Origin of the sequence: Bradyrhizobium diazoefficiens USDA 110 (assembly GCF_000011365.1) — a bacterium.
In the GTDB taxonomy this organism is placed as follows: domain Bacteria; phylum Pseudomonadota; class Alphaproteobacteria; order Rhizobiales; family Xanthobacteraceae; genus Bradyrhizobium; species Bradyrhizobium diazoefficiens.
In genome coordinates, this window is the sequence record NC_004463.1 from 1,878,936 (window position 1) to 1,892,532 (window position 13,597).

Genomic DNA, 13,597 nt, shown 5'->3' on the forward strand with positions numbered 1-13,597 from the left:
AACCGTCAGCCACTTTCGCGAAAGTGGGCTTAAGTGATGGAATTGTAAAATCATACTTGGGTTTGTTCAGTGTGATTGGCGCTAATTCCGAGCGTCTCGCTCATTCTGATCAAGTCAGCCAGCGAGCGGGCACGCATCTTTTTCATTACGTGTCCCCGGTAGATCTTGACGGTGATCTCGGCGAGCCCAAGTTCGGCGGCTACCTGCTTGTTCATCAGCCCCGTCGCGACCAGTTTCATCACTGCCTGTTCTCGCGGGCTTAGGGTCTCAAATAGAGATTTCAGGTTCGCCACGGTTCGCTGAGCTTCTCGTCTTTTGCGATCGCGTTCGGTCGCCGCAACGACGGCATCAAGCAGTTCCTGATCGCGGAAGGGCTTGCTGAGGAAATCGACCGCGCCTCCCTTCATGGCCCTGACGGTCATGGGAATGTCGCCATGGCCGGTAATGAAGATGATTGGGATGTGTATGTTCAACCTGGCGAGCTCGGTCTGGTAGTCAAGGCCGCTCAGGCCCGGCAGCCGGACATCAAGAACTAGACAGCTTGTGACGTCCGGCATTGTGCTCTGCAGCATTTCACGGGCCGATCCGAACGCCACGACCTCCAAGCCTACCGATCGAAAAAGGTTCGTAAGCGAGCGACGCATAGAGATGTCATCCTCGACGACAAAGACGATTGCCTTCGTCGAAGCCTCGGTATGTCCGCCTTGGCCTCTCCAGTCAAATCGTCCTGTCACGAGATGGCCTCCTTATGCAGCGGAAGGGCAAACTGGAACGTCGCGCCCGGTCCATTTTTCTGAACCACTGAAATTCGTCCTCCGTGAACTTCCACGATCGACCGGCAGATCGAAAGGCCCATTCCTAGGCCGCTCGATTTGGTGGTGAAGAAGGGGTCCAAGACGCGGTCCGCGTCATTCTCGGCGATCCCGACGCCGCAATCGGTCACGGAAAGCTGCACGTACCCCAGATCGTCCGTAGATGATTGAATCAGAAGTTCACGCGGCCGGTCTGTAACTGCGTCCATGGCCTCGATTCCGTTCATCACCAGATTGATGATCACTTGTTGTAGCTGAATTCGATCACCGAGGACCCTAGGCAGCGCAGACGCCAACTCGCTTCGCAACGTCACTTGGTGGCTCACCAGCTCTCGTGTTACCAGCGCGCTGACGTCCCTAACCACCTGATTAATGTCGAGCGGCACCATCTCGATCTCGCCCTTTTTCGCGAGTGCGCGAATACTACGGATCACCTCGCTTGCCCGGATTGCATCTTCTATGATCCATTCGACTGAAGAGCGCGCGGCTGCAAGATTGGGAACATCGCGAGCCATCCAGCCGAGGCACGCATCGGCGTTGCTGAGGATAGCGGCGAGTGGTTGGGTTATCTCGTGGGCGATAGAAGTTGTCATTTCTCCCAAGGTCGTTACACGCGTCACATGTGCAAGCTCCGCCTGTGCCTTTCGCAGCTCTTGTTCGGCCTGATCAGCGCGAATGGTAGCGGTGATGTCAGTGCTGACGCCGCGATAGCCCAAAAAATTTCCGTTTCCGTCGAAGAAGGGCTTGCCACTAGTGCGGACGTAGATCGGAGATCCCATCCTATTTACGGTACGGTAGATGAGATCCCGGAACGGCAGGTGTGCCTGCAACGTCGCCCGATGCTGACGCCACTTCTCCGGTTCTTCTTCCATGTCGCACGCGATGTCCCAGCGAAGCAGGCCCGTTAACCCTGTCGCCAAAATTCCCGCAGCGCTGGTGTGCTCGGACAAGTGAGTGACCCGATGATCTGGCCCGGTTTCCCAGAGCCAGTCGGAAGCAGTCTCGGCATAGTCGCGAAAGCGCTGTTCGCTCTCGCGCAGCGCTACAAGCGTGTTTTCCAAGCGTTCCCTAGCTGCGTGTTGCTCGGTAACATCCATATGTGTTCCGATCAGCTCGCTGACATTACCATCGCTGCCGACGACAACGTGTGCAACGGAGTGTATGCGCCTTATCCCGCCATCTGGCAGAATAACACGGAAATCATATTCGAACCGTTCGTGCTCCTGGTCAATCGCCTGACGCTGCACCTCCTGCAACCCTGGCAAGTCTTCCGGATGGATGCGCGATCGAATAGTCTCTAGCGAAACCGGCTCTTGTGGGTTAAAGCCAAACAGGCGGTCGACCTCAGCGGAGCGATAAACGAAATCTCGTGTGTGGACGTCCCAGGACCAGCTGCCTGTGTGAGTGAGATGCTGAGCCTCGGCCAGATAGGCCTCGCTTCGGCGCAACTGCTGTTCTGCTCGCCTAGCTGCCGTAATATCGGTGGCTGCCCCAACAAACTCAATTTCACCAGAGGCGGTTCGCGTGACTCGTGCCTGCGCATGGATGTGCTTCACGGAGCCGTCAGGTAGCAGCAGCCGGTACTCGTGCTCGAAATCCCTCAGGTCTCGCATCGCTTCATCGATAATCTCTTTGACAGAAGCCCTATCATCTGGGTGCGTGCGCTCAATGACGAGTTGTGGCGCCGGTGTCGTCTGAAGATCGATTTGGAAAATCCGAAATGTCTCCTTAGACCAGAAGGCCTCGCCGGTAGAGGCGTTCCAGCTGAAGCTGCCTGTATGACTCAACTCCTGCGCGTGAGCCAAATGCGCTTCGCTCCGCTGCAGCGCAAGCTCGGTCTGCTTGCGCTCCGTAATATCTTCGCACGCCATGAGGATGACGGGGCGGTCGCCGGCCCAAAGCATGGCCTTGGCGTTTTCACGCACCCACAATACAGAACCGTCCTTCCTGACTTTCCGGACGTCCCAAGTGCGCGATTGTCCAACATCCTCAAGACACGTCTGAATGCATTTGCGGACGAATGCGCGATCCTCCTCCAGAAATACGTCGAGCACGGATTGGCCCAATAGTTCTGCACAAGCAAATCCCAGTTGTGTCGCGCCCAACGTATTGACGTTGAGGACAATGCCGGCCTCATCGACCATGAAGTACATGGCTGGATTGTGCTCGAAAATTGCGCGCCACCGTTTTTCACGATCCTCCAAATCCGAGGCACTCCGCTGAAGCTTGGCCGCAGCCACACGTGCAGCCTCTCTTTCCTGGCGGAGTTTTCCAATCAGGTACGTTCCGACAACAGAGACAATAAGAAATGCAACAACCACAGGAACATCGCGGGGATCATCGATTCGTAAACTAAACGCCGGCGGCGCAAAGTAGTATGCGAGAGCAGCGATTGCGACGATGCAAAGCGCTGATGAAGCAATGAAGCTGCCCATCAACGAAAATAGTAAGACTACTAACAAATAGGCGAACGCCGCGGCGGCGAAATGCGCCTGAAAGTACACGCAAGTCAGTGTAACCGCGGCTAGCGCTATGCTGCCCAAGGTCAACTGAGGGGCTGAACGTTTGAAACTGCTGATCCTATACATTTTGAGACCGTCCGGCCTGTTATCCGGCGGGAGAGCTATAGCATTTTAGGCAAAAATGAGGCAATCTTGAACACTTGGGTCCGCATGATAGCGTGTGCAAGATCGATCATCGGCTGCCGAACTCAGCACGCGCGGGGAAAAAACGCATTATAAACATACGTATATTTGTCCTAAACCTTCAGTAGGTGTCGCTGACGCGACTTTAGTCGAAGCTGAAACGTCCGCTTTTGCGCATCGCTCGAGCCTACGGCCAATGCGCCCCATTAGGCCGCGGAATGAGGACAGTGGTTTCAGTTCAGCCGATAGGTTCGAAGGCGCGCCTCCGGACCGGCAAGGATCAGAAAAAAGCTGCCCAATGACTCGTCTCCCCGACTCAGCCGCTCCCGCGAAGAAAGCGCAAGTTCGCCTGCCGACACAGAAGCCGGAGTCGCGCGAGTCCTACGCGCGATGATGATTCGTTCCAATCTTATCGCGCTTTAGCTGCGAAAAACTGGTTCCGCTGGAAGCGAGCGGCGTCGCAGAACGCAGGGCAGCCTCGTATGACTCGCCACGGCTTTGTCGAGTGCCATTCACGCTGATCACACCCACCATGCTCTGCTAACGCAGCGCGCATCGTAACGAGAACGACAAGCTGCGTCCGCAGGATCCCTACGTCGTCCTTAATCGCGTGAGGCAAGTGGAGCGACGTGCATATGGATCTTCGTAGGCGGACCAATACCTAGTCCGTCAGTCCCGTCATCGGCTTGGCAAAAATGTTGCACAAGCGTTCAGATGGCCGGTAGCCCTTGAGTGCGAAAGCGAAACCCTGAAAAAGCTCCTGCCTCTTTTCTCGCTAGTACCCACTTTTCTTGGAACGTGAGTCGTGATTCAAGGTCGGGATGATACCCGAAGCAAGAGAAGTCCACCTTTCGAGGAAAGATCGCAAGGTGCTTGAGGCGTGCTGTCGCTCACCGGTGACGTTGCAGCGCGATTTGAAGCGGGCGCGGATAGTTCTGTTGGCGGCGGATGGGCGCAGCACCCGGTCGATCGCCAAGGAAGTTGGGGTCCAGCCGCGGATTGTCAGCCTTTGGCGGCATCGCTATGCCGACCATGGCCTTGAAGGGCTGCAAGACAAGCCGCGGCCTGGCAAGCAGCCGATCTATACGAAGACGACCGACAAGCGGATTCTGAAGCTGCTGGATAAGCCGCCACCGCAAGGGTTTGCGCGCTGGACCGGCCCCCTGCTGGCCGAGGCGCTGGGCGATGTCGATGTCCAATATGTCTGGCGGTTCCTGCGCAGCCACAAGATTGACCTGGTGGCTCGCAAGTCCTGGTGCGAGAGCAACGACCCGAACTTTACGGCCAAAGCCGCCGATGTTGTCGGCCTCTATGTCGCGCCGCCGGCGAAGGCCATTGTGCTGTGCGTGGACGAGAAGCCCTCGATCCAGGCTTTGGAGCGAGCGCAGGGTTATCTGAAGTTGCCCAATGGCCGCGCCTTAACCGGCCAAAGCCACGATTACAAGCGGCATGGCACCACAACATTGTTTGCGGCGCTCGAAGTCGCCACCGGAAAGATCATCGCGACCCATTCAAAACGCCGGCGCCGCGTCGAGTTTCTCGATTTCATGAACAGCGTCACCGCGACTTTTCCGAACCGCAAGCTTCACGTCATCCTCGACAACCTCAACACCCATAAAAAGAACGAGGACTGGCTCAAGGCCCACCCCAACGTGCAATTTCATTTCACGCCGACAAGTGCGTCATGGCTCAATCAGGTCGAAGTATGGTTTTCCATCTTGCAGGGGCAGTCGCTCAGCGGCACCTCCTTCACGAGCCTCAAGCAGCTTCAGGAACACATCGATGCCTACGTCAACGCATACAACGACAGAGCCGAGCCCTTCGTCTGGACCAAGAAAAAGGTCCGTCAACGCCGTTTCAAAGGCCGCCGTATCACTCAGCTCTGATTCCGGGTACTAGGGTCTGTACCTAAATAGCGCCACGTGATTCTCTTGCCTACGTGTTGATTCGGGGGCGAGAGAATGCGCGCTGGTTTGTTTTGGCTGAACGACAGGCAATGGGCGCGTATCGAACCGCATCTGCCGAGGGGACTGACGGGGCCGGATCGGGACGACGACCGACGCATCGTCAGCGGCATCATTCACATGCTGCAATCGGGTGCACGATGGCGTGATTGTCCACGTGAATACGGCCCTTACACGACGATCTACAATCGCTTCAATCGCTGGGCCAAGCGAGGACGATGGTGCGCAATCTTCGAAGCGCTGGCCAAGCCTGGCGAAGACGGCGTCGTACTGTCGCTCGACTCGACCTCGATTAAAGCTCACCGGTGTGCCTCCGGCGGAAAAGGGGAAGCACAATCAAGCAATCGGCCGCTCGCGCGGAGGCCGCACGACAAAAATCCATGCGCTGAGCGATCCGCTCTGCCGGCCGGTCGTCCTGCATCTGACTCCAGGCCAGGATGCCGATATCGCTGCGGCTCCGATGTCCTGGCGCTCGCGCCACCCATGAGCGTGCTCCTCGCCGACAAAGGGTATGATGGCGACAAGCTTCGCGGCGAAATCATTCGTCGTGGCGCCAAGCCCGTAATCCCCAATAAATCTAACCGTGTCGTCATCCATCGCTTCAACAAACGCGCCTACAAAGGACGAAATGTCATCGAACGCTGCTTTTGCAGGCTCAAGGACTTCCGGCGCATCGCCACGCGATATGACAAGCTCGCCCGTAATTTTTTGGCCGCTGTTCATCTCGCCGCTCTCGTCGCATATTGGCTCAATTGAGTCTGGACCCTAGCCTCTCAGGGGCAGCTGCCCTGGCTGCGGCGCGGAATAATGCTGTGCGCCGGAGAGCGCAGGGGGAGTATTCGTGTCCGAATGGCGGCGGTTCAGATCCGGGACCTACCTCATGTGCTTGTAGTGTCGATAGTAGTGGAAGCGGTGGACTTGTTGAGCCGAGTCTGCAGCGTCACGTGATCGAGCTCGCTTTCCCACCAGGATACGAACACAGCCGCGATGCCATTGCCGATGATGTTGGTGAGGGCGCGCACCTCGCTCATGAACTTGTCGATAGAAAACACGATTGCCATGCCCGGCACCAGAGCTGGGTTTACTACCGATAATGTCGCAGCGAGCGTGATAAAGCCTGCGCCGGTGACGCCGCTTGCTCCCTTCGAAGTTAGCATTGCTACTAGCAGGATCGTGAGCTGCTGGCCAAAGCTGAGATCGACACCGAGTGCCTGGGCAATGAACAATGTTGCAAGTGTCATATAGATATTGGTGCCGTCAAGGTTGAAGGAGTAGCCAGTCGGCACCACCAGCCCGACCACCGGCTTGGAGCAGCCCAGCCGCTCGAGCTTCTCCATCAATTGAGGGAGCGCGCTTTCGGAGGATGAAGTACCGAGCACGATCAGAAGCTCGTCTTTAATATAGATAAGGAACTTGAAGATTGAAAAGCCGACGAGGCGGGCGATCAGACCAAGCACGACTACTACGAATAGGGCAGCAGTCACGTAAAACAGCGCGATCAGACCGATCAGATTGCCGAGTGCTGCGGGCCCGAACTTGCCGACTGTGAAAGCCATGGCGCCGAAGGCGCCGATCGGGGCCGCTTTCATTACAATAGCTATTACCCCGAACACCGCGTGCGCGACGTCGTCAATCATGCCGCGCAGACGCTCGCCACGCTTTCCCAACGCCATCAGCGAGAAGCCAAAAAGGATCGCGAACAGGAGAACCTGCAGAACATCGCCGCGAGCGAAGGCGCCGACCACGCTATCGGGAATGATGTTGAGAATAAAGTCGACGGTTTTCGAGGCTTCCGCCTGCTTGACGTAATTGGCGACCGCCGCAGCATCCGGTTTGACCGCAAGGCCATGGCCAATCCGGACCAGATTGCCCATGGCAAGGCCCAACAGCAAGGCAAAGCTGGAGACGATCTCGAAATAGAACAGCGCCTTGACGCCGACGCACCCGACTTTCTTGGCATCTTGAATATGCGCAATGCCAGACGTGACGGTGCAGAAAATAATGGGCGCGATCACCATCTTGATGAGCTTGATGAACCCATCACCGAGCGCCTTGACCCAGTCGTTTGTGGCGACAGACGGCCATAGGCAGCCAACCATGGCGCCAATTAGGATTGCGATCAGCACCTGGACGTAGAGTATCTTATACCAAGCTTGCGACGCGCGCACAGGCGCCGCGGTTGCCATGGTGGTCATGACGCTTCCTTCCCGAATATACTCGAATGTGTGCCGCGGCTCGGTGAGAGGCGACAGTGTCATACGAGACTAATCATTATAGCCTTGCGCGATTGAAGACGCGTCCGAGAGCCGGCGCGTCTTTCCAAAGGCAGGCGTTTAGTTGCGTTGTCCTTTCTCGCTAAGCAAGATATGCACCAAATCCCAAACTGCGGCGGACTAAAAAGTCGCGGACAATGGCCTCCCTTCGGTGGCATCGGCTTGAGTGCTCTTAGCCGTGTTCGCAAGGTCGAACATTAGGCTGCAGCGTAGCGCGCATTAGCGGAATGCTGGAGTGTTGAGATCGTGCAGCAGTACGTGCAGTTGGTAAAATTGCTATTTTGGATTGAACGCATTTACCGAATGGAAGTCTGGCTAGGAGCTGCGTTGCCCGGGTAGGACCTCTGATGGATGACTGCGTTTTTCCGCAAGCGGCCAATCTCGTCGATGACGCGGCGTTTGTCTCCACGCCTGTGCTGACGATGTGCAAGCTAAGCCGGTCAGGGGAGCGGCCGTCGCTCGCGGCCCCTCGCGCCTTTGCCGCGTCGCCGAACCAGCCTTACGACGAGTTTTCAGCTACTTCGTTTGCGTAGCTGCCGACCGGCAGGCTTCTTGCGATCGGTTCAGCTACCGACCCTGCGAGCACGGGATTTGAGCCGCCGACAAACCAAACAGGCATTTCTCGAGTCGAGTCTGCCGTTTTCGTTGGGCGGCTGTTGCTGTCCGCTTGGAAACAAAGATGCCAGAAACCTGACAAAGCGTTAGGTCCACTCCACGGTGACGTCGGCGTCTACGCAAAGTGCTTTCACATAAGCATAGCGCCGCCGCTGTTCGCACGTGGCACTCGAATTGCTGATGACAAATGAGAAGCTGCCGCCGTCGGGTGGGACGAAGCGGACTTGTCACAGGAGTTGCCGATGAGCCTTGCGATGCTGCTCTTGCTCGCAGAAACGGTGCGCGTAAATTTGGGGGACAGAGCGAGCTGCCGCACGAACAAATGGCTATTCGCACCACATCGCTGGGCAGCCCGACGTGCAGGCAATCACTATCGCGATACGGCGACCTGCGCTCGTTGGCGGGCTGACGCACATGGATTTTGATTCGTCAGAGATCTCGCAATCCATTGCGCTCACGATAGAGCTCGCTAGCGTGACGACCGTGATCCTCCTCGTGATTGGTGTGCCCCTCGCCTGGTGGCTGGCGCGTTCAAAGACTTTTCTGAGCGAGGCTGTCGCTGCGCTAATTGCCCTTCCGCTGGTACTACCCCCAGCGGCTCTCGGCTTTTGCGTACTCGTTCTGCTCGGCCCCGACGGACCCGGCGGCGTTCTCGCCTCTTTCTGGGGCGAGCGCACGCTCGCTCTTACCTTCGTCGGGATCGTGGTCGGATCGGTGCTCTCGGCGCTGCCATTGGTCGTGCAGCCGATACGTAACGCCTTTCTTGCGGTTGGCGATCACCCGTTGGAAATGACAGGGCGTGTTTCGCCATTGTATGGCTTCGTTGCTATCATCGCACCGCTGGCGCGACTGGAGCTCGTTAAAGCGGCCGTGCTTGGATTTTCTCACACGATAGGCACATTCGGCGTCGTGATGATGATCGGCGGAAATATTCCTGGACGCACCAAGGTGTTGTCGGCCTATGTCGTGGACTACGTCCAAGAGCCGCGCTGGCACGAGGAAGTGTGGTTGCCGCTGGTATGGTGATGTTCGCATTTGCGACAATCTTCACCTTAGCCATCATCGACAGACATTGTACCGGGCGAGGCAACGAATCATCTTAGGTTTGCCAGGGCGATCGCTCTAAACGTCCAGCCTGTCGCCGCGCACAGCCCCGTAGGCGACGAGCCCCTTGGAACCAGGGGCAGATCGGATCAAATCAGACCTAAAGTCAAGCCAACGTGCGCACCACATTCTCAGTCCCTTGCGGGCTCTGTTCCTTGCTCGGCAACCGCGTTGGTACGTGCTGCCTGCATTAGGTTCGATTATGAGCGCTTTAACGCACCGTTGGTCAGCGATCGGCAAGTCTGATTGAGGCCGGGCAATGTGGTGCCCGTCGACTGAACCAATTCTATTCAACAATCGGCATCATGAGTGCCGCCTGCAGGAGCGTAGTTCCCTTCAGCGGTGAACGATCGGCTTGATTTGTTAAAGTGCTCACATCGACGTCGAAAACTGGACACCAATAGCGTAGCAGATCAATGGCCTAGCTTCTGGGACGCTGGCCGGATTCGACAAGCCGAAAATCTTAAAGCGGTGGCTTGTTATCTTTCAGGTGTTTCGCTCTGCTGGCTTGTTTCTTGCCGAACATCACCAATCGTAACGCTGGCGACAACTCGCTTGGAAGGTTTCATGGGTGATGCAACGGAAACCTTCTACGGCGTGATCAGACGACAGGGTATCACGCGTCGCAGTTTCCTTAAATTCTGCAGTTTCACGGCCGCGAGCTTGGGGCTTGGTGCAAGCAGTATTGCGCACGCCCTGGAAACCAAACCGCGAGTGCCCGTCATCTGGCTGCACGGGCTTGAGTGTACCTGCTGCTCGGAAAGCTTTATCCGCTCGGCTCATCCCTTGATCAAGGACGCGCTGCTGTCGATGATTTCGCTCGACTATGACCATATGATCATGGCGGCGGCAGGACACCAGGCTGAGGCCATCCTGGAGGAAACCCGTGCCAGGTACAAAGGCGGATATGTGCTTGCCGTTGAAGGTAACCCGCCCTTGAACGAGGGTGGCATGTTCTGCATTGACGGCGGCAAGCCGTTCGTTGAAAAGCTCACGTCGATGGCGGAAGAGTCCATGGCGATCGTCGCTTGGGGCACGTGTGCGTCCTGGGGATGCGTGCAGGCGGCCAAGCCAAATCCGACTCGCGCGGTGCCGATCGATAAGTTAATCACCAACAGGCCCTTCATCAAGGTGCCCGGGGGCCCGCCGATCGCAGAGGTCATGAGCGGCCTCGTGACTTTCATTACCACGTTCGGAAAGCTTCCAAAGCTTGATCACCAAGGGCGTCCAAGTATGTTTTATTCCGAGCGCATTCACGATAAGTGCTACCGGCGGTCCCATTTCGACGCTGGTCAATTCGTCGAAGAGTGGGACGACACCAACGCACGCAAGGGCTATTGCTTGTACAAGTTGGGCTGCAAGGGACCAACCACCTACAATGCCTGTTCGGCCCTTCGGTGGAACGGCGGCGTTTCATTTCCCATTCAATCCGGCCACGGCTGTCTCGGCTGCTCCGAAGATGGCTTCTGGGATAAAGGGTCATTTTACGACCGACTCACGACCATCAAGCAGTTCGGCATCGAGCAGAACGCCGACGAGATCGGCATGGCCGCTGCCGGCGTGGTGGGGCTAGCGGTCGCTGCCCACGCGGCGGTCACCGCCGCGAAGCGGTTGAGGCACCGGCCGGATCGCCCTGCCCACAAAGGCAAGCCGAGTTGAGGAGGTAACGACGGTGGCCGTCCAGACGCCGAATGGGTTCAATCTCGATCGTTCCGGCAAGCGAATCGTTATCGATCCGCTGACTCGCATCGAAGGCCACCTGCGCATCGAAGCTAATCTCGATTCCGACAATGTGATCCGCAATGCAGTCTCAAGCGGGACGATTTGGCGTGGCATCGAAGTCATCCTGCGTGGGCGCGATCCGCGCGACGCATGGGCGTTCACCGAGCGGATTTGCGGGGTCTGCACCGGTACCCATGCGCTCACCTCCGTGCGCGCGGTTGAAAATGCACTAGGAATTACGATTCCGGAGAATGCAAATTCGATCCGCAACATCATGCAGCTGTGCCTGCTCGTGCATGATCACCTCGTACATTTCTATCACCTCCATTCGTTGGATTGGGTCGACGTGGTCTCCGCCCTCAAGGACGATCCCAAGTCGACCTCTACACTGGCGCAATCTATCTCGCCCTGGCCGCTGTCATCCCCTGGCTATTTCAAGGATCTACAGATCCGGCTCGGCAAATTCTTCGGATCAGGGCAACTCGGTCCGTTCAAGAATGGCTATTGGGGGCATCCGGCCTACAAACTGCCACCGGAAGCGAACCTGATAGCGGTAGCTCATTATCTTGAAGCACTCGACTTCCAGAAGGAGATCGTCAAAACCCAAGCGATTTATGGCGGCAAGAACCCGCATCCAAATTGGCTGGTGGGCGGCGTGCCGTGCGCGATCAACATCGACGGAATCGGAGCGGTGGGCGCAATCGGCATGGAGCGACTGAACATTATATCCTCCATCATCGACCGTTCGATCGAGTTTGTCGAGCAGGTCTATCTGCCCGACATTGCCGCGATCTTTTCGTACTATAAGGACTGGCTCCACGGCGGCGGTCTTTCGAGCAAAAGCGTGATGTCCTATGGCGATATCCCCGAAAAGGCCAATGACTGTTCCGGCGAGAGTTTCAAGCTGCCGCGCGGGGTCATTCTTGATGGCAATCTCAAGGAGATATTGCCGATCGACCATGGTGATCCCGAACAGATCCAGGAATTCGTCGCGCATTCATGGTATAAATACCCCGGCCATTGCTGCGGACTGCTTCCCTGGGATGGTATCACCGAGCCGAGTTTTGAACTTGGGCCAAAACTCAAAGGCAGCAAGACAGATATTAAAGAACTCGACGAAGGCGGCAAATATTCCTGGATCAAAGCGCCGCGATGGCGCGGCCGCGCCGTGGAGGTTGGGCCGTTGGCCCGATACATTATCGGTTATGCGCAAGGCAAAGCCGAGTTCAAGGAGCCCGCCGAGAGACTGCTCAAGGGGCTCAATCTTCCCGTGACTGCGCTGTTCTCGACCCTTGGCCGTACTGCGGCGCGGGCGCTCGAATGCCAATGGGCGGCGCATCAGATGCGCCATTTCCAGGATAAGCTGGTAATCAACATCAAGGCGGGCAACACGGCAACTGCCGATATCAGCAGGTGGAGGCCGGAAACCTGGCGCAAGGAAGCCAAAGGCTACGGGTTCACTGAGGCGCCTCGCGGTGCGCTCGGGCACTGGATTACGATCAAGGACGCTAAGATTGACAACTATCAATGTGTCGTGCCGACGACATGGAACGGATCTCCTCGCGATTCAAGCGGCAATATTGGCGCTTTTGAAGCTTCGCTGATCGGCACTCCGATGGCCGATCCGCAGCGCCCGTTGGAGATTTTGCGCACCATCCACTCCTTTGATCCGTGCTTGGCTTGCTCGACGCACGTGATGAGTCATGAGGGTCAAGAAATGGCCTCAATTAGAGTTCGTTAGGCCCATGCGGAACAGGGCTCAGAAGTTTCTTGCCGCCGCCGATGCGGCACTGGCTGGTCGCAGCATCCGTGGGGGCACCGCCCACATTTATGCGCTGGTGCGACTCTGGCATTGGGCTAATGCAGCCGCGATTCTGGTACTGAGTTTAACAGGCTATCTTATTGGAACCGGGACACCGGCGATATGGGGAATGGCAAGCGGCGGTTTTCTATTCGGCTATATCCGCTTTGCTCATTTCTCGGCGGGATATGTACTCAGCGCCGGCTTTCTTCTGCGTATCTACTGGGCCTTGATGGGAAACGCGCACGCCATGCAGATCTTTTGCGTGCCGCTTTGGCGCCGGTGCTTTTGGCGGGAGTTGCACCACGAGATTCGCCGGTATTCGTTCCTTGCGGTTGAGCCTGAAAGGGGCCTCGGGCACAACCGCCTTGCTCAGCTAGCAATGTTCTTCATGTTTACGCAGACGATCACGTTCATGGTCGTCACCGGCTTTGCACTTTACGGGCAAGGTGCCGGTACTGACAGCTGGCAGTACAAGGTGTTCGGCTGGGTGTTTTCACTCTGGCCGAACAGCCAGGACTTTCACACCTGGCATCATCTCGGCCTGTGGGTGATCGTGATGTTCGCGCTGGTCCACATCTACGCGGTGCTCTGGGACGACGTCGTGTCGCGCCGCAGCTTCCCTTCTATCAAGTAGGTGAGCATTGGTTTGGCGATTGAC

The 13,597-nt window shown here is 57.0% G+C and carries 8 protein-coding genes and 1 pseudogene; 6 read left to right on the plus strand and 3 right to left on the minus strand.

The features are described 5' to 3' along the window. Nucleotides 1-50: 50 nt before the first annotated feature. Together BJA_RS08675 and BJA_RS08680 are read right to left on the minus strand one after the other, a co-directional pair. A complete protein-coding gene (locus BJA_RS08675; protein WP_011084526.1) occupies nt 51-734 on the minus strand; it encodes a response regulator transcription factor in 684 nt (227 codons plus the stop codon). Further along, nucleotides 731-3,400, minus strand: a complete 2,670-nt coding sequence (locus tag BJA_RS08680) for a PAS domain-containing protein (RefSeq protein ID WP_011084527.1) — start codon at nt 3,398-3,400, stop codon at nt 731-733. Before BJA_RS08680 ends, BJA_RS08675 begins: the two co-directional genes overlap by 4 nt. A gap of 878 nt (nt 3,401-4,278) precedes the next feature. Here BJA_RS08680 and BJA_RS08685 point away from each other — a divergent pair. Continuing rightward, complete coding sequence (locus tag BJA_RS08685) at nt 4,279-5,343, plus strand: IS630-like element ISRj1 family transposase (RefSeq protein WP_011084514.1); 1,065 nt, start codon at nt 4,279-4,281, stop codon at nt 5,341-5,343. 53 nt (nt 5,344-5,396) lie between these two features. Then, nucleotides 5,397-6,177 (plus strand): annotated as a pseudogene (locus BJA_RS08690) (IS5-like element ISBj2 family transposase). Between the two features lie 122 nt (nt 6,178-6,299). Here BJA_RS08690 and dctA read toward each other — a convergent pair. Then, the gene (gene dctA / locus BJA_RS08695; RefSeq protein WP_011084529.1) at nt 6,300-7,616 is read right to left on the minus strand and encodes a C4-dicarboxylate transporter DctA; all 1,317 of its coding nucleotides are present in this window, start codon (nt 7,614-7,616) and stop codon (nt 6,300-6,302) included. Nucleotides 7,617-8,723: 1,107 nt separating this feature from the next. On the opposite strand from dctA, the gene BJA_RS08700 reads away from it, so the two are divergent. The 4 genes from BJA_RS08700 (at nt 8,724) to cybH (ending at nt 13,573) form a co-directional block, all read left to right on the plus strand. After that, nucleotides 8,724-9,335 (plus strand): molybdate ABC transporter permease subunit, encoded by a 612-nt coding sequence (locus tag BJA_RS08700; protein WP_011084530.1) that lies wholly within the window; start codon nt 8,724-8,726, stop codon nt 9,333-9,335. Nucleotides 9,336-9,980: 645 nt separating this feature from the next. Continuing rightward, nucleotides 9,981-11,072: a hydrogenase small subunit gene (locus BJA_RS08705; protein WP_011084531.1), complete on the plus strand. Its 1,092-nt coding sequence runs from the start codon at nt 9,981-9,983 to the stop codon at nt 11,070-11,072. 13 nt (nt 11,073-11,085) lie between these two features. After that, on the plus strand, nt 11,086-12,876 hold the full coding sequence (locus tag BJA_RS08710; RefSeq protein WP_011084532.1) for a nickel-dependent hydrogenase large subunit: 1,791 nt from the start codon (nt 11,086-11,088) through the stop codon (nt 12,874-12,876). A gap of 4 nt (nt 12,877-12,880) precedes the next feature. Then, nucleotides 12,881-13,573, plus strand: a complete 693-nt coding sequence (gene cybH, locus BJA_RS08715) for a Ni/Fe-hydrogenase, b-type cytochrome subunit (protein WP_014497983.1) — start codon at nt 12,881-12,883, stop codon at nt 13,571-13,573. Nucleotides 13,574-13,597: the final 24 nt, after the last annotated feature.